This is a genomic window from Acinetobacter sp. 1124_18A (assembly GCF_052824995.1).
In genome coordinates this window covers 145,386-166,430 of record NZ_VTDF01000001.1, presented here as the reverse complement: position 1 = coordinate 166,430, position 21,045 = coordinate 145,386, and the positions used below count along the sequence as shown (strand labels likewise).

Genomic DNA, 21,045 nt, shown 5'->3' with positions numbered 1-21,045 from the left:
TGAAATCATGAGTATTCAAGTTAAAAATATTGAAAAACACTTTGGTGCATTCCATGCGCTTAAAAATATTTCGCTAGATTTTCCAGAAGGTGAACTGGTTGCACTACTCGGCCCATCTGGTTGCGGTAAAACAACTCTACTTCGAATTATTGCAGGTCTAGAATCAGCTGATGGTGGTCAAGTGCTACTTGAAGGTGAAGATGCAACAAATGTACACGTGCGTGAGCGTCAGGTCGGCTTTGTATTTCAGCACTATGCTTTATTTCGTCACATGACTGTATTTGACAATATTGCCTTTGGTTTACGTGTTCGCCCTCGTGCAACCCGTCCATCAGAAGCTGAAATTAAAAAACGTGTTACTCGTTTACTCGATCTAGTTCAACTTGGATTTTTAGCAGACCGCTACCCTGCTCAGCTTTCGGGCGGACAACGTCAGCGTATTGCTTTGGCCCGTGCCTTAGCCGTAGAGCCACGCGTATTATTACTTGATGAACCATTTGGTGCGCTAGATGCTAAAGTCCGTAAGGAGTTACGCCGCTGGTTACGCAATTTACATGATGAACTGCATATTACTTCAATTTTCGTGACCCACGATCAGGAAGAAGCACTTGAAGTTGCAGATCAGATTATTGTAATGAATAAGGGTAATGTTGAGCAGATCGGTTCGCCTCGTGAAGTTTATGAAAAACCATCAACGCCATTTGTATTTGATTTCTTGGGTCAGGCAAATCGCTTTGAAGGTGAAAACACAGGCGGTATTATCCGTATTGGCAATGACCGTATTCAATTACCAACGTTAGTTGAAGCACCCCAAGGAAAAGTGATTGCTTTTGCCCGTCCAGATGAGTTACATATTCACTCGCAACCTCAAGCGAATAGCATTGAAGCCACTTTTGTACGTGAAATCTGGATTGCTGGAAAAGTTGTGGCGGAATTACAAGACCGTAATGGACGTTTAATTGAGATTGCTCTGAGCAATGAAGCTGCAAAATTACATGCGTTTAAACCAAATCAAACCGTTTGGGTAAGTGCCTCTCAACTGCACTTATTTGCAGATCAAGTTGCTTAAGAAATATATTTGGTAAGGAAAAGTGTGAATGAACTTTCAACAATTAAGAATTATCCGAGAAACAGTACGCCAAAACTTTAACTTAACCGAAGCATCGGCTGCACTCTACACGTCTCAATCGGGTGTAAGTAAACATATTAAAGATTTAGAAGATGAGCTAGGTGTACAGCTTTTTATACGTAAAGGTAAACGTCTTTTAGGTTTAACAGAACCAGGACAATCTCTTCTTGGCATCGTTGAACGCATGCTAGTTGATGCTGAAAATATTAAACGCCTTGCAGACGACTTTAATAAAGTTGATGAAGGCACATTAACGATCGCAACGACCCATACTCAGGCACGTTATGTGCTACCTCCGATCGTTAATCAATTTAAGAAGTTATTTCCTAAAGTTCATTTGATTTTACAACAAGCTAGCCCTGTTGAAATTTCAGAAATGCTCTTACAAGGTGAAGCTGACATTGGAATTGCCACAGAGTCTTTAACGACTGAAGATAATCTAGCGAGTATTCCTTACTACCAATGGCAACACAGCATTATCACACCGCAGAATCATCCTTTAGTAAAGGCAGACAAGATCACGCTTGAACTTTTAGCAGACTATCCACTCATTACTTATCATGGTGGTTTCACAGGTCGATCTAAAATTGACAAAGCTTTCGAAGAAGCTCACCTCGATGCAGATATCGTAATGTCAGCTCTCGATGCTGACGTTATCAAGACTTATGTCGAATTGGGCATGGGAGTCGGGATTGTCAATGCTGTGGCCTATGACACAGAACGTGATCATCGCTTAAAACAAACTAAAACTGATATTTTTGGTGTCAATACGACATGGATTGCAGTTCGTAAAGGCCATCTACTACGCGGTTATGGTTACGAGTTTATTTCTTTATGCTCACCAGATGCAGATATCAAAGCACTTAAGAAAATTGCTTACCCAGATGAATAAAGATTCAAAAATAAAATAAAAGAGCTTTTTAGCTCTTTTATTTTATTAGAAGCAAAAAAAACGAGCCGAAGCTCGTTTTTTTTGTATTTATTACCAGAAGAAGTTCACACCAACTTTACCAACTGGTAACCATTGGTATTTATCGTCATTCGCGATTTTATTTTCTTCTGCACGTAAGTCTTTATCAAAGTCAGCGCCGTTAACATTAACAAATGTACCATTTGATTTAAGATTTACACTTGGGTTACCTGTGTAATATGCACCAACCTCACCAAATACACCCCAGTTCTTATTGATCTTAGGTGCAAAACCCAAACCTACATAAGGGGCAATATCATTTTTATAACTTAATTTACCGTCAACTGAACCATTAAAGTTATAATTATTACCATTTACTTTAATAGTACCGTCTTGTGAACGTTTGCTTAAATCATAATCATTATCAAGGTATGCTGCACCAGCTGCTACATATAAGCCTTGAGCCCAACGGTTAGTACTTGCACCCCAAGGACGAATTTCAGCGTTTAAATAAACGTTGTTATTATCCATATCAACGTCATATTTCGTACCATTTACAGATACGTCATCACGCCAAGAGATATCACCACCATTGTAACCAAGTGCCAAACCTACATATGGGTTTGCTTGCCACAATAAAGCACCGCCGTAACCAGTAGTACCTACTTCAGCACGCACTCCCACAGGAATTAATTGGTTTTTGTCAAATGCGTAGCTGTCATGAACAACGGCTTCATCTGCCATTGCAGCACCAGCAGCGAATAAAGCTGTTGTTGTTACTAAAACACGTAATGCTTTCATAGTTTTCTCCTCAAAAGGCTCTGTTTTTAATTTATTCATCTTGTGACTGAAATCATAATAAAGAGAGAATAGAATCTTTTTTATACAAAAAATGCTAGATTTCTGTTATTTTTTGATACAAATTGAGTTAAATTTTTATTTTCAAATCATTTTTGTGTAAAAAACACTTGATTATCTAATAAGCTTAATTTCATTTACCTCATTTATGTCCTTGATTAAACGTAACACGTTTTTTCAAAGATTCTTGTCACAAATTAGTGTAAAATCTTTAAAATTTTTTAAGGAAGGAAGATCATGTCTCAGCTTTCTACGATCATTGAGCAAGCATTTGAAGACCGCGCAAATTTTACTGCAGCAGATTGCTCAAGCGAAATCCGCCAAGCTGTTGAAGAAGCAATTGCTGGTTTAGATAACGGTACACTTCGAGTTGCTGAAAAGATCAATGGTGAATGGGTTGTTCACCAATGGTTAAAAAAAGCTGTTTTATTATCATTTAAAATTAATGACAATAAACCAATCGAGTCATGTGATCTTCGTTTCTACGACAAAGTTGAAACTAAATTCTCTGGTTGGACTGAAGAGCAATTTAAAGCAGCAGGCGTTCGTGTTGTTCCTCCTGCTGTAGCACGTCGTGGTAGCTTCCAAGCTAAAAACGTCGTGTTAATGCCTTCTTATGTAAACATTGGTGCTTATGTAGATGAAGGCACAATGGTTGATACATGGGCGACTGTAGGTTCATGTGCTCAAATCGGTAAAAATGTTCACTTGTCTGGTGGTGTAGGTATCGGTGGTGTTTTAGAACCATTACAAGCTAACCCAACCATTATTGAAGACAACTGCTTTATCGGTGCGCGTTCAGAAATCGTTGAAGGCGTTATTGTTGAAGAAGGCTCAGTCATTTCAATGGGCGTTTTCATTGGTCAATCAACTAAAATTTATGACCGCGCAACTGGCGAAATCCATTATGGTCGCGTTCCAGCAGGTTCAGTTGTTGTAGCAGGTAGCCTGCCGTCTGCTGATGGTAAATACAGCTTATATGCTGCAATTATTGTGAAAAAAGTTGATGCGCAAACACGTGCAAAAACAAGTTTGAACGATTTGTTACGCGCTGACTAATTTGTTATAACTCTCTTGCGGAGCTTTAATCGCTCCTCATCTCTACGATCAAACTGATCGTAGAGATTTTATTTTTTATATAGTGTGGTATTTCTAGAATGGCTTCCTTACGTTCCTCTGCAATTCCTGTCTCAGACCCTGCGTCCGGTTTACGCATTACCGAGATTTTTTACTCGTTGCAGGGTGAAGCAAACGCCTCTGGCCTACCGACTGTATTTATCCGTCTAACGGGCTGTCCATTACGTTGTAGCTATTGTGATACCACTTATTCTTTTGAAGGTGGTGAACGTTTTTCACTTGAACATATCATTGAAACAGCTACCCAATTTCAAACACCTTATATTTGTGTAACTGGTGGTGAACCACTTGCACAGCCAAACTGTTTGATTTTATTACAACGTCTATGTGAAGCTGGCTTTGATGTTTCTTTAGAAACTAGTGGCGCGCTCGATGTCTCAAAAGTAGATTCGCGTGTTTCTAAAGTCCTCGACTTAAAAACTCCAACTTCTGGTGAGGAACATCGTAACCTCATCAGCAATCTTGACCATTTGACTGCACATGACCAAATTAAATTCGTCATTTGTAACCGCGAAGATTATGAATGGTCAAAGCAGCAAGTTGAAAAATATCAACTGCATAAAAAAGTCAGTACCGTTTGGTTCTCCCCTGCCTTTGCAGTTGAAAAAGGTGCTGTTGGCCTGCCACGTCTAGCACGTGATCTGGCACAGTGGATACTTGATGATAAACTCCTTGTTCGGTTCCAATTTCAGTTACATAAACTGCTCTGGAATGATGAATCAGGTCGTTAATCACTCAATAAAATAAATCATTCCGAATATGGAGAAAAATATGCGCCCTCGTGCCATTGTTTTACTTTCAGGCGGCTTAGACTCAACCACTTGCCTAGCTTGGGCACAAGCACGCTATGAATGTATTGCTATTAGTTTTATGTATGGTCAACGCTCAACCACTGAACTCGATGCAGCAAAAGCATTAGCTCAACGTGCAGCTGTTGAACATCGTGTAATTAATATTGATTTGGCTAATTTAGGTGGCTCTGCATTAACAGACCACAACATTGCCGTACCAGAACAGTTACAAGAAGGTATTCCTGTAACTTATGTACCAGCGCGTAACACTATTTTCCTCTCTTATGCTCTAGCTGCAGCCGAAGTATTTAATGCTGAAGCGATTGTTATTGGCATCAATGCTGTTGATTATTCAGGATATCCTGATTGTCGTCCTGAATTTATTGAGGCTTTTGCCAATATGGCACGCTTAGCAACTAAAGCTGGCGTAGAAGGAAAACCACTTAAGTTTGAAACACCACTGTTACATTTATCCAAAGCGAATATTATACGTTTAGGGATTGAACATGGCGTAGACTATAGTCAAACGGTATCTTGCTACCAAGCAGATGCTCAAGGACGTGCGTGTGGCAAATGTGACAGTTGCCGTTTGCGTAAAGAAGGCTTTATCGAGGCCGGTGTTGCCGACCCAACACGCTATATACCGTAATAAGTAGGTAAAATTTATGAAGTTGTTAAAATCAAATCTTATTCTTTCATCTTTGTTTTCAACAGTTGCTCTTATGGCTGGTGCAGCACATGCTGCCGAAAACCCAGTTCAAGCAGCATATAAAAGTACTAACGTTAAAGGTGCATTAGTTAACGTTTGTAAAGATCAAACAGCTAAAGGCGGCAAACTAAGTTCATCTGAAGTTAGCAAATTCTGTAGCTGCCAAGTTGAAGCACAAGGCAAAGTGACTGAAGCACAAAAATGGGAAATCCAAAGTGCAATCAATGCGAAGAAAAGCCCAAGCTCTCTAGGATTTGTACAACAACAAAACCGTGATCTTAAAGCATGTTTCGGCCCTCAGTTAACAACTAAACTTGAAAAGTTAACTGAAGATGCAATGAAAGCTGCTCAACAACAAGCTCCTAAAAAATAAGATTTTATTTTTTCCAAAAAAGCCTGCATTTATGCAGGCTTTTTTGTAGCTCTGTTAAAATGATCTTATCGAACTTGAAAAATTCACCTGAAATAAACCATGCAAGAACAATGGAAAACCAACGCAATAAATAAGACCTCTATTGTCTCATTCAGTGGTGGCAAAGACAGCTCCCTTGCACTCTACCATGCAATGAAAACTGGTACGGTGAGTGGACTCATTGTCATGCTAGAAGAACAAGGCCAGCGCTCTCGTTCACATGCTATGCCACTTGATATTATTCAAGCTCAAGCAGAAGCAATTGGCCTACCAGTATTCATGGCTTCTTCAAGCTGGAATGACTATGAAGCTAAATTTATTGAATTACTCATTCAGGCAAAACACCAAGGTGCTGAGGTCCTTGTTACAGGTGATCTAGATATGCCGGAACATGGGTGTTGGCATGATCGAATAACTCAACAGGTAGGACTCAAATTAGGAATGCCTTTGTGGCTTCGTCCACATCGTGAAGTTGTTGAAGAGTTTATTAATCTTGGTTTCCGTAGTGTGCTTGTGACAGTGAACTTAAAATTAGGAATGACAATTGAAGATTTAGGAAAAACTTTAACCTTAGAATATATAAAAGAACTTGAAAACCGTGGTATTGATCCATGTGGTGAAGGCGGTGAATTTCATACGACTGTGATTGACGGACCAATTTTTAACAAACCAATTCCTGTAAGAAAGCTCGATATTGTTTATCATGAGGAATATGCTTTTTTACCACTTGAATTAGATCAAATTTAGCTTTTTGAAGGATGAGAAATGACTGACAATATCCAATTACCAAATCAGGTGTTCCCAACAACGCAAGGTGAAGTGAACTTGAATGAGGTTGAAAATGAATGGTTAATCATTTACTTCTACCCTAAAGATTCAACTCCAGGATGTACAACACAAGCTGTTGGTTTTTCTTGTTTAAAAGATCAGTTTGATGCTTTAGGTGCTCGTATTTACGGTGTTTCACGCGACTCTGTAAAAGCACATCAAAACTTTACTGAAAAGCAGGCACTAACTATTGATCTGATTAGTGATAAAGAAGAAGTATTATGTAAGCACTTCGATGTGATTAAAGAAAAAAATATGTACGGTAAAAAAGTAATGGGTATTGAACGCTCTACTTTCATTTTCCATAACAAAACTTTAGTTAAAAGCTACCGTAAAGTTAAAGCTGCTGGTCATGCGGAACAAGTTCTCGAAGACTTAAAAGCCCTTCAAACAGCTTAATAATTTTGCAATAAAAAAGCGAGTTTCACACTCGCTTTTTTATTGCAAAGCATTACCCAACAATTTGACTTTGGCGTATCATAAAAATATTAGAATAATTATTTTAAGGCAATGGATATGAGTCTACTCAAAACTTGCTCTTTGCTGCCTGCGACTCTTTTGATCGGTGCATGTAGTGCAAATACATTAGCAATCCCCACTGACACCACCCCATCCATTGCTCAAATTCAAAAAAATCCCAATGAAATAAGCTGCCAAGATTTACAAAACCCAGCCTATCAACAAGCTGTACTGAACACAATTAATCATATCCGGCAGCAATCACGCCAATGTGGTCAACAGTATTTCCCCGCAACTAAACCGTTGAGCTGGAGTAATAATTTATATAAAGGCGCACTTTCTCATAGTGAAGATATGGCTGCACACAACTTTCTCGGGCATGTTGGCTCAACGGGTCTGGACTTAAAATCACGTTTAAAAATTTACAATACACTTGGTAAAGCCAATGGTGAAAATGTCGCTAGTGGCCAAAAAACTTTAGGGCAAGTTATGTCTAAATGGCTAACAAGCCCCCTACATTGTAGTAATCTAATGAATCCAAAATTCACAACTTACGCAATCGCGTGTGCTTCTGATCAGTCTGTAAAACAAAAGAGTTATTGGACTCAACAATTTGGTACACGTTAAAAGGAAAAATGATGCAATCAGGTTCAATCACCCCAATTTTAAGAATTTTTGATGTTGATTTAGCTCAATCATTTTATCTTGATTTCTTAGGTTTTCAGCTTGATTGGCAACATCAATTTGAAGATAACTTCCCGTTATATTTACAAATTTCTAAAGATGATTGTGTTATTCATTTATCTGAGCATTTTGGTGATGCAAGCCCACATAGTGCAATTCGTATTTATTGGGAACATATTTATGAACTACACAGTGAACTAAGCCAAAAAGATTATAAATTTTCTAAACCTCAGGTTGAAAAAACAGATTGGGAAACTCTAGAACTCAGTATCACTGATCCTTTTTCCAACCGAATTATCTTTTGGGCAGATGCTTAATCATTCAGTCCGCTAAAATTTGATAATGGAATACTTTCGATATAATCCTCCATTTATCATCTTCAAACACAAATGTAAGTGCATCATAAAAATATTTAGGGTGGATAACGCATTCAACATGTACTAGCGCCAACCGTTCATTAATCAAATTGATTGAACTGATTTTATCCTGTCGCGATTGTTGCTTTGAAGCTGGAGAAATCCGACTCGCAACAATCGGGAAATATTCAGCCATACTAAGTCTTAATACGGGTTGCTCGGTTACATTGATATATATAGCATCAGGATGAAAAACATTATTTAGAAGTCGCACATCACAAAAATACAAACCATCAAAATATTGATCTAGTTGTTTCTGAATCTCAGTAATAGGATTATTTTGCATTTAAGTACTCAAAATTTGTCTTTTTCGTATCGCAGAAACAGTTTCCCCTGCAACACCCCAGTTATCAGTTTCAACTTCATCAATGACTACAAATGTAGTGGCAAGATCTTTATCAAGCACACGAACCACAAGCTAAGTTAATTTAAATTGGTTTTATCATCTATAAGATATTTGCGCTGGAGTTCAGCATAAATTTCAGTATTTTTAAATTCATCTAAAAATCGAATGGTTCCTACAGGGAAAAATTCCGTTTGGATTTCACCACGATAATAAGCTTCACGCATTGGCGTTGCCGAAATTGAATCTTTTAAACTATCAAGCTCAACCATAATCCATTCAGGAAACAGTCTCAAATAATAGGAAGATTCATCTTTAAAATGTCCAATCAAGCCAACGATTGAATTCGGTTCAATCACACCATTCACTAAAGTTTTGACTTGTTTTACCCACTTTTCGTCATTGTAAACATCTACTACATGTACAAAAAGAATGCGTTTTTGTTCTTCTAGAGAAAAATTTGACAAGATCATTTGCTCACGCTCTACTGCTAAGAACGGATTTTTAATATTACGTTCCATTTGAGCAGAGCCTAGCGCCAAAACCACATAGTGGCTTTGTTGTAAGGCAATTTCAATGGTCTGCATATGAGCCAAATGAAATGGTTGAAAACGCCCTATGAAAACGAGATAGTCAAATTTATACATAATTAGATTTTCACTTTTTATGAACTCATCAGTAACGCTCATTACAAAAAATATGCGCCATAATGAGAACCTAAAAATTAACAACGTGGTTTAAAGCAAGGATAGTACGATGACACTTAGCTGTATTCAACAACCTCATCAACATTTAAATGCAAATTTAGAAGGTGGCGTACTCACCTTAGCCATAAATCGCCCAGATGCAAAAAATGCACTCTATGGCGAACTTTATTTATGGATTGCCAAAGCACTGAATGAAGCCGACCTTAATAAAGATGTTCGAGTAGTCATTCTACGTGGTGTAGAGCAAGATTTTACCGCTGGCAATGACATGAAAGATTTTATGGGTTTTGTACAAAATCCTAACATGGGTCCAGCCGGAGAAGTTCCACCATTCGTTCTACTTAAAGCGGCTGCGAAATTCTCAAAACCACTTATTACTGCAGTAAAAGGTGTGGCAATTGGAATTGGTGTTACGATTTTATTACACGCAGATTTAGTTTTTGCTGACAATACTGCCCTATTCCAAATTCCATTTGTAAGTCTTGGTCTTTCTCCTGAAGGCGGTGCAAGTCAATTACTCATTCAACAAGCGGGTTATCACAAAGCAGCCGAACTTCTGCTTACTGCGAAAAAGTTCAATGCTGAAACCGCAGTGCAAGCAGGCTTAGTTAATGAAGTGGTTGAAGATTCTTACGCATCTGCTCAAGCAACAGCTCAGCATTTAGCAGCCTTACCACTTGCATCATTAAAGCAGACAAAAGCGCTTATGAAGCATAATTTAGAACAGATTATTGAATGTATTGATCATGAAGCTGAAATCTTTATGCAGCGCGTTCACTCACCTGAAATGCTAGAAGCAGTACAAGCATTTATGCAAAAGCGTAAACCAGATTTCTCTCAGTTTAACTAAAATCAATTTCTATGATTTGAATAAACTCAAAGGCAGGCTCTTCATAAGGATGGCTTGCCTTTAATGCTTTCGCTACAGCCCTTGCGCTTTCTTCAATCACAATAGTTTCCACACGCCATTCTTCGACTTGTTCGAGTTCATCCAGCTCTCCGATATAAGGATCTGCGCCTTTGACTGGCTTAAACTGACCTATTCCTTTCACTTGCCATGCACAGTGTTCATAATTACCGATACCACCTGCACCAGCAGAGAAAATGGCTTGTTTAGTCGACTCAAGATGTGACTCAGGCACGTAATAAATCAGCTTTAACATAACAAAAATGACTCAAGATTTTATGAGTTGGGCTGAAATCATACCCTTTTAAAAGTCCAACAAGCAAAATCAGTTCATCATTACTAAATAATTTACTCCAATAAATAATATTTGAATGGCAAGCGCTAAACCGAACCAGTGCCAGCCCTTATCTTTTTTATAAAACGTTTTTATATGATTTTCATTTTTCATCATTTTGATCTCCGATTTTTATCGTTGTTACAGAGAAAGCAAAAATTGAACCAACCTCGAACCAAGCATACGGGGATAAATAGCTCTATGTCTATAGTCTCGTAAGTTGTCTAGAACGCTTAAAAGAACAGCACTCATCCATATGCAAATCTTAGTCTGAAGAAAATTTTAAAATTCAGTAATCTATCTTCATCTTTATAATTTTAAGCATCCGATTTCTTTAAATATCTATTCTCATATATTGTCATAGCAAAAGCTAAACCACACAAAATCACAAAACCACAGGTCATTGGAATTAATGTACCGTTATATAACTGCCCAATGATAGAAGCAAGAATAAGTGACAATACAGAGGAAGCTGCACCAATAATAGCCGACGCCATTCCAGCAACATGCCCCATCGGCTCCATGGCAATCGCATTTAAATTACCAAATAGGGTTCCAAACAATAAAAACAAAATACAGGCATAAAGCATAAACATCCAGAATGATACCGTTACACCTGCAAGTTGAATCAACAAGAAAATCAAAGAAATTAAGCACAGTCCAAGAAAGCCATAAATACAGATTGGACGCATGCCAAACTTCATGACAATTTTAGAGTTTGTAAATGATGCGATTCCCATCACACCCGCAAGCACAGCAAAGTAAGCACTAAACTCTTGCCCTGTTTTACCAAATTGCTGCATAAATATTTGCTGTGACGTACCTAAATAACCAATAAATCCACCAAAGCAAAAGCCTGCGCATAGTAAATAGCTCATGGTAGTTTTATTACTCACAACTTCTTTAAAGCCTTCCTTAAATGCTTTTATACGCATAGGTAAACGATTTTCGGGAAGTAAAGTCTCTTCTAGTCGTAAAGCGACCCATGCTCCCACAACTGTGGCATAGACCATATATAAAACAAAGATTTCACGCAACCAAAGAAATGAATAATGAGTTGCCCTAAACTCGGTGCAATTGCTGGAGCAACCATAAATACCATCATAATTAAAGACATGATGCGAGCCATTTGAGCTCCGCTGTATTTATCTCTAACGATTGAAATAGAAGCAACGTAAGGCCCTGAAACACCGATACCTTGAATAAAGCGCCCGACTAAGAACCATTCAAAACTTTGTGTGGAAAAGCACAACAAACTTCCCAGAAAATAAATAATAATTCCTGTGAATAAAATCCGTTTACGCCCGATCGCATCGGATAACGGTCCCGCAATAAGCTGTCCGATTGTCATTCCAGAAAAAATACCAATGATGACCCATTGTGACTGGTTATTATTTTTTAATTCAAAAATACGTCCAATCTCACCTAAAGCTGGTAAAACTGCATCAATAGAAAAAGAAACAATCGACATAAGTAATGCCATGAGCAACGCAAACTCACGAAAATGGATTTTTGATTTCATTTTTCTTCTCCACTATTTTTAATATTCTAGTACACATAAATAAGCCACCTTACGGTGGCTTATTTCAATCTTTACATTAACCAATAAACTTACGTGCATTTCGGAACATACGCAACCATGCACCGTCTTCAGTCCACTCTTCTGGTTTCCAAGAATGCTGAAGCGCACGGAAAGTACGCTCAGGGTGTGGCATCATAATGGTTGCACGACCGTCTTTAGAAGTCACACCAGTAATCGCTTCAGGTGAACCATTCGGGTTCAATGGATAGTGCTGAGTTGGGTTACCAAGGCTGTCAACATAGCGTAATGCCACTTGGTTACCAGCATTTAAACCAGCAAGAGCACTTTCACTTGCAACAGCACGACCTTCACCATGTGCTACGGCAATCGGTAAAATCGAACCTTCCATACCATCAAGCAATACAGAAACAGATTTTTCAACACGAACGTTTACGCTACGAGCTTCAAAAACTTCTGACATATTGCGGTGGAAACGTGGCCAGTGTTCAGCACCTGGAATAAGTGGCGCTAATTGTGACAACATTTGGCAACCATTACAGATACCTAAGCTGAACGTTTCATCACGATGGAAGAATTGTTCAAACTGATCACGTAATTTAGCGTTGAACAATACTGATTTTGCCCAACCACCACCAGCACCCATTACGTCGCCGTAAGAGAAACCACCACAAGTCACTAAACCTTCAAAATCACTTAGGCTCACACGACCAGCAAGTAAATCACTCATGTGCACATCAACAGTATTGAAACCAACCTTATCAAAGGCTGCCGCCATTTCAATATGACCGTTTACACCTTGCTCACGCAAGATTGCCATATTTGGGCGACGTGTGTTGATAAACGGCGCTTCAACAGGTTCATTCAAGTCGAATGTTGGTTTAGCAATCAAACCTTGGTGCGCATTGTCAGTAATTAATGAAAATTCCTGATCAGCAGTTTCTACGTTATCACGTAGACGTTGGATCTGATGAGATACCTCAGACCAAGCTTGTTGTAATTCAGCACGATCTAAAGTTAAACCATTTACAGATAATTGATCTGAGTTATTTACACGACCAACTACAGCAATTGCATCTTTTAAGCTAGAAGCTGCGATTTCTGCTTGTAAAGCTTCCCAATCAGTTGCTTTGATTTGAAGTACTGCACCAATTTCTTCTGCAAACAAACTTGCTTGAGTTTGGTCTTCTAATGCAACACCTAAACGCGCAGCAAACATCATTTCAGCTACAGAGGCTAATAAACCACCATCACCGATGTCATGGTAAGCCTGAATCAAGCCACGGTTGTTCCAGTCTTGGATTAAAGCAAAGAACGCTTTGAAATCATCAAAACTATCAACGTCAGGAGTGATTGAACCAATTGCTTTATATACTTGCGCAAGAATCGAACCACCTAAACGGAACTGACCTTTAGATAAATCAATACGTACAAGTACGGAATCTTCTAGATTTTTAAGTTCAGGTGTTAAGGTCTTACGAACATCAGTCACTGGAGCAAATGCAGTGATTACACCGGTCATTGGAGAAGTTACAGCTTTATCTTCACCATCGTCATTCCAAGTTGTGCGCATTGAAAGTGAGTCTTTACCTACTGGAATCGCAATTCCCAAAGCAGGACACATTTCCATACCAATTGCTTTCACGCCTTCAAACAATGCTTGGTCTTCGCCTTTTTGACCAGCAGCAGCCATCCAGTTTGCAGAAAGTTTGATATCGCTAATTTGTTCAATGTTCGCACATGCAATATTGGTAATTGCTTCAGCAACTGCTAAACGAGCAGATGCCGCAGGATTTAACAATGCAACTGGTGGACGTTCACCCATTGCCATTGCTTCACCAGTGAAACCTTGCAAACTTGTTGTTGTTACTGCTGCATCTGCAACAGGAACCTGCCAACGACCAACCATTTGGTCACGTGCAACCATACCTGTAATTGAACGGTCACCAATGGTAATCAAGAATGATTTAGACGCAACTGTAGGGTTTTTCAATACGCGGAAAATCGCATCTTTCAAATCAACTTTTGAAGCATCGAACTCATCGCCACTACGTTCAATAGTTTCATAAGAACGTTGCATACGTGGTGTACCACCAAGCATTACTTGCATTGGGATATCAACTGCATCGTTTTGGAACAATGGATCTTCAACTGTTAAGTGACGTGCTTCAGTTGCTTCACCTAACACAGCAAATGGGCAACGTTCACGCGCACAGATTGCTTCGAACTGATCCAAAGATTCTGGACGAATTGCGAGAACATAACGTTCTTGTGCTTCATTTGACCAGATTTCCATTGGGCTCATGCCCGGCTCTAATGAAGGAATCTTACGAAGATTAAGTACAGCACCTAACTCATGATCATTCACAAGTTCAGGCATAGCATTTGATAGACCACCAGCACCAACGTCGTGTACAGAAACGATTGGGTTGAAGTCTTCTAAACGCCAGCAAGTATCAATCACTTCTTGACAACGACGTTCCATTTCTGGGTTTTCACGTTGTACAGATGCGAAATCAAGGCTTTCACCCATTGTACCGCTATCTACAGAAGATGCAGCACCACCACCAAGACCGATCAACATTGCAGGGCCACCCAAGACAATGAGTAAATCACCTGGTTGAATCGCATCTTTTTCTACATGGTCTGGACGGATATTACCGTAACCACCAGCGATCATGATTGGCTTATGGAAGCCTTTCACTTCACCATTTACATTCTGTTCAAAAGTACGGAAATAACCATTTAATGCAGGACGGCCGAATTCATTGTTAAATGCCGCGCCACCTAATGGACCTTCAATCATGATTTGTAATGGCGATGCCATACGTGAAGGTTTACCGTAGTTTTCTTCCCAAGGTTGTTCAAAACCAGGAATGTTTAAGTTTGAAACTGTAAAACCTGTTAAACCAGCTTTTGGTTTACCACCACGACCTGTAGCACCTTCATCACGGATTTCACCGCCTGAACCAGTTGCAGCACCAGCAAATGGAGAAATTGCTGTTGGGTGGTTATGAGTTTCAACCTTCATTAAAATATGAGCAGCTTGGCTCTTATATTTATAAATAAAGTGACCATTTTCATCCGCTTTCGGATAAAAACGCATCGTGTCATAACCCACAATCACTGAAGCGTTATCTTTATAAGCAGATAACACATCAGTTGGAGATTCTTTATAAGTATTTTTAATCATCTGGAACAATGATAATGGTTGTTTTTCACCATCAATTGTCCATTCAGATCCAAAGATTTTATGACGACAGTGCTCAGAGTTTGCCTGTGCAAACATCATCAACTCGATGTCATTTGGATTACGACCAAGCTTACCGAATGCTTCGGTTAAGTAATCAATTTCTTGTTCAGATAACGCAAAACCAAACTCATTATTCGCCTTAACCAAAGCTTCTTTGCCTTGGCCCAAGATATCAATTGAATTTAGTGGTTTTGGAGCAGTTTCTGAAAATAATGCTTTTGCATCATCAATTTGAGCAAAAACTGTTTCTGTCATACGGTCATGAAGTACTTGTTTAACTTCATTCGTAATTTCAGTAACACCTTTTAACGTGAATAAAAGACCACGTTCTAAACGGTGTACTGGTGTATTACAGTTTTTGAAAATATCAGTTGCTTTAGAAGACCAAGGTGAAATAGTACCCACACGTGGTGTCACTAAAATCTGAATCTCATCACTTGCAGATTGACGAAGTTCAAAAGACTCACCGTCATTCAATAATTGCAAAGCAGATTGATGTTGCTGCTCGTTGAGCGCTTGATCAAACAAATAGACCCATTGGCTGTCAAAAGATTGAACAGAACTAATTGACGATAAACGTGTTAATAGTTGAGCTTTCTTAAAAGAAGAATGTGCTGCTGCACCGGCCACGATAAACATGTTGATTTTGGCTCCACGGGCAGGTCTTGTGAACCTTACCGCAATGTGACTTTAGAGAGAGCGCATATTCTACTGCTTCTTGCTAAAATCAGCTAGATGTAGAATCAGTATTCTGTAACCTAATTCTGCAAGAAGTGAGTAGTTTTTTGTTCAAAATCATTTTTTTAGGCATTCTAGCTAAAAATAAATTGTTTCATGTTTGTTCAATAACATAATAAAACCTGAACTAAGACAAACTATGTCGCACCAAGCTAGTGCTTTTAACTTTTTTTTGGCATCATCAGGTTTTACAGTTTTGAATAATGATAAATGGAACAAATGCGTTGGTTAGAGCTGCTTTCTGCAGTTCGTTTAGGTAGTAAAAAAAGCAGTACAGAACTGGCTCGCAGCCCATTCCATAAAGATTATGACCGTATTATATTTTCTCAAAGTTTTCGTCAGCTAAACCGTAAGACACAAGTTCACCCACTCGCACAGCATGATGGCATTCATACTCGTTTAACTCACTCACTTGAAGTTTCCTGTATTGGCCGCTCAATGGGGATGCTTGCCGCAGAAAAAATAAAAGATGAATTACCCGTTTGGATTTCTCCTGCTGATGTTGGCGCAATTATTCAAGCAGCCTGTCTGGCCCACGACATTGGCAACCCACCTTTCGGACATGCGGGTGAATACGCGATTCGCGAATGGTTTGATGATGCATCACATAATGACTTTTTAAAAAAATTAAGCCCCGAAGAAGAAGCCGATGTTCGCCAGTTTGAAGGTAATGCTCAAGGATTACGTTTATTAAGTCGCATTGATTATCATCCAAATGATGGAGGAATGCGCTTAACCTATGCAACCTTAGGAGCTTATTTAAAGTATCCTTGGCTTTCAAAAACCATTGCGTCACAAGGTGATCGCCCTTCTCATCAACGAGCAAAGTTTGGTTGTTATCAATCTGAAAAAGAAATTTTAAAACAGATTGCCGAACAGCTTGGACTTATTCAGTTAGGTGAATATCATTATTGCCGTCACCCGCTCACCTATTTATTAGAAGCTGCGGATGACATTTGCTATGCCTTAATTGACTTAGAAGATGGCATTATCTTAAATATGCTGAGTTACCAAGAAGTTGAGCCAATTTTCTTAAACCTCATTGCTGACTATGGTCAGCCTGAAGAATTGTCACACCCAAATAGCACGTGGCAACAAAAGATTTCAGCATTACGTGGACGTGTTATGAAACGGCTTGTGGATGAAGTCACTACCGCCTTTGCTAAACATCATTATGAAATCATTACCGGTCAGCTTAAAGGTAACCTTTTACAATATTGCTCACCTGATATTGCAATTGGTATCGAAACAGCCAAAAATCTGGCGCGTGATAAAATTTTTGAGCACCCACAAAAGTCTGGCTTAGAAATTATTGCACATCAAAGTTTGCAAACGATTTTAGATGCATTTGTACCGCTGACCACACCGCATAAATCTTTAAGCTTTAAAGAACAGCGTTTAATGTCTATCCTTAATCAGTATGGTGCTAACTTTAGCAATAATCACTACAGCAATATTATGCAAGTACTCGATATTATCAGTAAGTTCTCAGATCATCAGGCTTATAGCTTGGCGCAAGAGTTGCAAGGTAATAAAATAGGTTTGTTTTAAGCTGGCTTGATATAGAAAGAAATAAAACCAGTGTCGTTTTCAATTCTTGTTAAAACGACCAGATTTACAGTTATGAATAAGTGAAATTACTCTATGATCGGATGTTTAATTGGCGAAGTGTTTGCCCTAGAAGCCCCTACTGTCTTACTGAATGTAAATGGTGTGGGATATGAAATTGATACGCCACTTTCAACATTTTGCCAATTACAAAAAGGCCAGAAAGTTACGCTATGGACGCATTTGGTTGTTCGTGAAGATGCTCAACAACTCTACGGTTTTAGCGATGCCCAAGAGAAAACAATTTTCCGCACCTTATTAAAAGTAAATGGTGTCGGTCCGAAAATGGCTTTAGGTATTTTATCAACGTTAAGCGTTGAGTTACTCGTGCATACGATTGAGCATGACGACATCAATACCTTAGTAAAAGTTCCAGGCGTTGGCAAAAAAACAGCTGAACGTTTAATGATTGAGCTTCGTGACCGCTTCAAAACATTAGCCCAAAGCACTTCTACTTCAGCTACCATGCCTCAAATTCAATTTGCTGCAAACTCGCCTGTAGCAGAAGCAGAAGCCGCTTTGCAATCTTTAGGTTATAAGCCACTTGAAGCACAAAAAGCTGTTGCTGCGGTTAAAGCCGATTACACAGAATCAGCCGATATTATTCGTGCTGCTCTTAAATCAATGATGAAGTAAAACACTTATGCAAGACCGTCTAATCAGTGGAGCAGAAAAACCTGAAGATCATTTTGATCGGGCTATTCGACCAACTTCTCTTGCCGACTACATCGGACAACCTGTAGTACGCGAGCAAATGGAAATTTTCATTGGCGCAGCTCGCGGTCGTGGTGAAGCACTTGACCACACGCTGATTTTTGGTCCACCCGGCTTGGGTAAAACTACACTTGCCAACATTATTGCGCGTGAAATGGGCGGTAATCTTAAATCTACTTCGGGGCCAGTTTTGGAGCGTGCAGGCGACTTAGCTGCAATGCTGACCAACCTTGAAGAAGGCGATGTCTTGTTCATTGATGAAATTCACCGTCTTTCTCCAGTGATTGAAGAAATTCTTTATCCAGCGATGGAAGACTACCAATTAGATATCATGATTGGTGAAGGCCCTGCTGCTCGTTCAATTAAACTTGACTTACCCCCGTTTACACTTGTCGCGGCTACAACACGTGCGGGTTTGCTTACCTCTCCTCTACGTGACCGTTTCGGTATTGTGCAACGTCTTGAGTTTTACTCTGTAGAAGACCTCACTCACATTGTGTCACGCTCTGCAAACTTGATGAATGTGCCCATCACAGTTGAGGGCGCAGAAGAAGTTGCACGCCGTGCACGCGGAACGCCTCGTATTGCCAATCGTTTATTACGACGTGTGCGTGACTATGCACAAGTGAAAGGTACAGGCGAAGTGACCCATGAAATGGCACAGCGTGCGCTTGATATGCTCAAAGTTGATAAAGCAGGTTTAGACACCCTAGACCGACGTTATTTGAGCATGCTGTTAGAGCGTTTTGATGGTGGCCCTGCTGGAGTTGAAGCACTTGCAGCAGCAATGGCTGAAGATAGCGGCACACTTGAAGATGTGATTGAACCGTATTTAATTCAACAAGGGTATGTCATGCGGACTGCACGAGGTCGTATTGCAACTAATCAGTCTTATTTACAGTTTGGCCTGACACCACCTGAGCCTAAAAACTAGCCAAAGGAAGAGAATTTTCTCTTCCTTTTTTAATTCTTCTATTCTTCCGACTCAAATAATTATTTTCTTATCAATAGATTAGTTACTCGATACCTTTTAAGTCTTTCTTTATACCTTATTGATTTTTTAATATTTTTAAAAACTGAATTATAAGAAACCTAGATATTAAATCTTATGAACAATAATATTTTTAGGATAAGGACATGTATAAGAAAGCCGCTTTATTTTTGCCACTCGCCTTAATGAGTCAGCTGAGCCTAGCCGATTGGGTTAACGATGCTACTCAACAAAATGAAAATCAGATTATTCAGCTAAGACAAAACATTCACCAACACCCTGAACTTGGCAATATGGAATTTAAAACCTCTGCCCTTGTTCAAAAAGAATTAAAGTCTTATGGCATTCAAGTCAAAACAGGCTATGCGAAAACAGGTGTAATTGGCATCTTAAAAGGTAATAAACCCGGCCCTATTATTGCACTTAGAGCGGATATGGATGCTTTACCTATGGAAGAGAAGAGCGGTGTTCCCTTTGCCAGCAAACAAAAAGCAATTTATCAAGGCAGGGAAACTTATGTGATGCATGCTTGTGGACATGATGCACACACTGCAATGTTATTAGGCGCAGCAAAAATTTTAGCTGCGAATAAAGATAAAATCTCGGGCACAGTTATTTTTGTTTTCCAACCTGCTGAAGAAGGTGGAGCAGATATAGATAACTTCACTCAAGGTGATCAAATCGGTTCACGAAAAATGATCGCAGATGGTGCTTTTAAAGACTATAAACCAGAAGCTATTTTTGGAATACATGTTATTGCGGGTATGAAAAGTGGACATCTTTACTATAAAGATGGCGCCATTTTAAATAGTGCAGACCACTTACGTATTCAGGTCAATGGTAAACAGGTTCATGGTTCAACGCCGTGGTTAGGCAGAGATCCAATTTATGCATCGGCACAAATGATTAATAATCTGCAAAGCCTGATTAGCCGAAGAACAGATCTAACTCAAGGTATGGGCGTGGTCAGTATTGGCAATATTCAAGGTGGTACAGCAGGAAATGTGATTCCCGAACAGGTCAATATGATCGGTACCATTCGCTCTAATAACGAAGAAATAAGAAATAATATCTTAAAAAGTTTACCAGTCATGATAGAGCATAATGCTCAAGCCAATGATGTAACTGCTAAAGTTGAAATTGCACCTTATGCACCAGTAACCATGAATGATAAAACCCTTACTCAATTTATTCAGCCAACATTAGCCAAAGTTGCAGGAGCTTCAAAACTGCATGTGCTTGACCACAATGCAAGCGCTAGTGAGGATTTTGCCTATTATGGCAAACTGATGCCTTCATTCTTTGTCTTCTTAGGAGCAACACCAGAAAATCAAGACCTAAGTCAGGCTGCACCAAATCATAATCCTTATTTTATTGTAGATGACAAGGCCTTAAAAACAGGGACTGAGTTACATGTAAGATTCGTATTAGATTATCCGAATATGTCAAAACAAGTTCAAACGACATGGAAACCGTCATAATTTAAAAGCATGCTAGCCATGAGATGTAGCGTTTTTAGACCAAAAATACAGCAATCGCAATTGAAACGTTGTGCCATAGGACTTAGTATGCAATCT

21 protein-coding genes and 2 pseudogenes are annotated in these 21,045 nt (G+C 39.2%); 15 read left to right on the top strand and 8 right to left on the bottom strand.

Annotation, left to right across the window (positions count from 1 at the left end):
* The first annotated feature begins 7 nt into the window (after positions 1-7).
* Positions 8-1,069: a sulfate/molybdate ABC transporter ATP-binding protein gene (locus FY048_RS00760; RefSeq protein ID WP_252612310.1), complete on the top strand. Its 1,062-nt coding sequence runs from the start codon at positions 8-10 to the stop codon at positions 1,067-1,069.
* Positions 1,070-1,097: 28 nt separating this feature from the next.
* The gene (locus FY048_RS00755; RefSeq protein ID WP_016137362.1) at positions 1,098-2,021 is read left to right on the top strand and encodes a CysB family HTH-type transcriptional regulator; all 924 of its coding nucleotides are present in this window, start codon (positions 1,098-1,100) and stop codon (positions 2,019-2,021) included.
* A 90-nt stretch (positions 2,022-2,111) separates the two neighbouring features.
* On the opposite strand, the gene carO is transcribed toward FY048_RS00755, so the two are convergent.
* Positions 2,112-2,840, bottom strand: a complete 729-nt coding sequence (gene carO, locus FY048_RS00750) for an ornithine uptake porin CarO type 4 (RefSeq protein ID WP_016137361.1) — start codon at positions 2,838-2,840, stop codon at positions 2,112-2,114.
* A gap of 294 nt (positions 2,841-3,134) precedes the next feature.
* Here carO and dapD point away from each other — a divergent pair, with 294 nt between their 5' ends.
* The 8 genes from dapD (at position 3,135) to FY048_RS00710 (ending at position 8,234) form a co-directional block, all read left to right on the top strand.
* A complete protein-coding gene (gene dapD / locus FY048_RS00745) occupies positions 3,135-3,956 on the top strand; it encodes a 2,3,4,5-tetrahydropyridine-2,6-dicarboxylate N-succinyltransferase (protein ID WP_446089777.1) in 822 nt (273 codons plus the stop codon).
* 98 nt (positions 3,957-4,054) lie between these two features.
* Complete coding sequence (gene queE / locus FY048_RS00740; protein ID WP_446089776.1) at positions 4,055-4,765, top strand: 7-carboxy-7-deazaguanine synthase QueE; 711 nt, start codon at positions 4,055-4,057, stop codon at positions 4,763-4,765.
* Between the two features lie 40 nt (positions 4,766-4,805).
* The gene (gene queC / locus FY048_RS00735) at positions 4,806-5,474 is read left to right on the top strand and encodes a 7-cyano-7-deazaguanine synthase QueC (RefSeq protein WP_446089775.1); all 669 of its coding nucleotides are present in this window, start codon (positions 4,806-4,808) and stop codon (positions 5,472-5,474) included.
* 16 nt (positions 5,475-5,490) lie between these two features.
* On the top strand, positions 5,491-5,907 hold the full coding sequence (locus FY048_RS00730; protein ID WP_003650267.1) for a hypothetical protein: 417 nt from the start codon (positions 5,491-5,493) through the stop codon (positions 5,905-5,907).
* Positions 5,908-6,006: 99 nt separating this feature from the next.
* Positions 6,007-6,693, top strand: a complete 687-nt coding sequence (locus FY048_RS00725) for a Dph6-related ATP pyrophosphatase (protein ID WP_446089774.1) — start codon at positions 6,007-6,009, stop codon at positions 6,691-6,693.
* 18 nt (positions 6,694-6,711) lie between these two features.
* Positions 6,712-7,173: a peroxiredoxin gene (locus tag FY048_RS00720; protein WP_336167474.1), complete on the top strand. Its 462-nt coding sequence runs from the start codon at positions 6,712-6,714 to the stop codon at positions 7,171-7,173.
* Between the two features lie 117 nt (positions 7,174-7,290).
* A complete protein-coding gene (locus FY048_RS00715; protein ID WP_446089773.1) occupies positions 7,291-7,860 on the top strand; it encodes a CAP domain-containing protein in 570 nt (189 codons plus the stop codon).
* Positions 7,861-7,871: 11 nt separating this feature from the next.
* Positions 7,872-8,234, top strand: coding sequence for a glyoxalase superfamily protein (locus FY048_RS00710; protein ID WP_174732154.1), 363 nt, complete (start codon positions 7,872-7,874; stop codon positions 8,232-8,234).
* A 4-nt stretch (positions 8,235-8,238) separates the two neighbouring features.
* Here the strand turns inward: FY048_RS00710 and FY048_RS00705 are convergent, their stop codons facing one another.
* The 3 genes and pseudogenes from FY048_RS00705 to FY048_RS00695 form a co-directional block, all read right to left on the bottom strand.
* Positions 8,239-8,619 (bottom strand): nuclear transport factor 2 family protein, encoded by a 381-nt coding sequence (locus FY048_RS00705; RefSeq protein WP_446089772.1) that lies wholly within the window; start codon positions 8,617-8,619, stop codon positions 8,239-8,241.
* Positions 8,620-8,751 (bottom strand): annotated as a pseudogene (locus tag FY048_RS00700) (tautomerase family protein); the annotation flags it as partial.
* A gap of 5 nt (positions 8,752-8,756) precedes the next feature.
* Entirely contained in the window at positions 8,757-9,323 is a 567-nt protein-coding gene (locus tag FY048_RS00695) for a nicotinate-nicotinamide nucleotide adenylyltransferase (protein ID WP_446089771.1), read from the bottom strand.
* Between the two features lie 109 nt (positions 9,324-9,432).
* Between FY048_RS00695 and FY048_RS00690 the strand changes: the two genes are divergently transcribed.
* Positions 9,433-10,233, top strand: a complete 801-nt coding sequence (locus FY048_RS00690) for an enoyl-CoA hydratase (protein WP_446089770.1) — start codon at positions 9,433-9,435, stop codon at positions 10,231-10,233.
* On the opposite strand, the gene FY048_RS00685 is transcribed toward FY048_RS00690, so the two are convergent.
* The 4 genes and pseudogenes from FY048_RS00685 to purL all read right to left on the bottom strand — a co-directional run bounded on the left by FY048_RS00685 (position 10,226) and on the right by purL (position 16,056).
* Positions 10,226-10,546: an NGG1p interacting factor NIF3 gene (locus FY048_RS00685; protein ID WP_446089769.1), complete on the bottom strand. Its 321-nt coding sequence runs from the start codon at positions 10,544-10,546 to the stop codon at positions 10,226-10,228. The genes FY048_RS00690 and FY048_RS00685 overlap by 8 nt on opposite strands.
* Positions 10,547-10,615: 69 nt before the next feature.
* Positions 10,616-10,741 carry a KGW motif small protein gene (locus FY048_RS00680; protein WP_005038867.1) on the bottom strand — a complete coding sequence of 42 codons (126 nt, stop codon included), beginning with the start codon at positions 10,739-10,741 and terminating at the stop codon, positions 10,616-10,618.
* Between the two features lie 200 nt (positions 10,742-10,941).
* Positions 10,942-12,146, bottom strand: a pseudogene (locus tag FY048_RS00675) (multidrug effflux MFS transporter).
* 76 nt (positions 12,147-12,222) lie between these two features.
* Positions 12,223-16,056, bottom strand: a complete 3,834-nt coding sequence (gene purL, locus FY048_RS00670) for a phosphoribosylformylglycinamidine synthase (RefSeq protein WP_446089768.1) — start codon at positions 16,054-16,056, stop codon at positions 12,223-12,225.
* 309 nt (positions 16,057-16,365) lie between these two features.
* On the opposite strand from purL, the gene FY048_RS00665 reads away from it, so the two are divergent.
* The 4 genes from FY048_RS00665 to FY048_RS00650 all read left to right on the top strand — a co-directional run bounded on the left by FY048_RS00665 (position 16,366) and on the right by FY048_RS00650 (position 20,949).
* The gene (locus FY048_RS00665; RefSeq protein ID WP_016137346.1) at positions 16,366-17,706 is read left to right on the top strand and encodes a deoxyguanosinetriphosphate triphosphohydrolase; all 1,341 of its coding nucleotides are present in this window, start codon (positions 16,366-16,368) and stop codon (positions 17,704-17,706) included.
* A 93-nt stretch (positions 17,707-17,799) separates the two neighbouring features.
* Positions 17,800-18,399 carry a Holliday junction branch migration protein RuvA gene (ruvA, locus tag FY048_RS00660; protein WP_446089767.1) on the top strand — a complete coding sequence of 200 codons (600 nt, stop codon included), beginning with the start codon at positions 17,800-17,802 and terminating at the stop codon, positions 18,397-18,399.
* A gap of 7 nt (positions 18,400-18,406) precedes the next feature.
* Positions 18,407-19,411 (top strand): Holliday junction branch migration DNA helicase RuvB, encoded by a 1,005-nt coding sequence (ruvB, locus tag FY048_RS00655; RefSeq protein ID WP_446089766.1) that lies wholly within the window; start codon positions 18,407-18,409, stop codon positions 19,409-19,411.
* A gap of 203 nt (positions 19,412-19,614) precedes the next feature.
* Positions 19,615-20,949 (top strand): M20 family metallopeptidase, encoded by a 1,335-nt coding sequence (locus tag FY048_RS00650; protein ID WP_446089765.1) that lies wholly within the window; start codon positions 19,615-19,617, stop codon positions 20,947-20,949.
* Positions 20,950-21,045 lie beyond the last annotated feature (96 nt).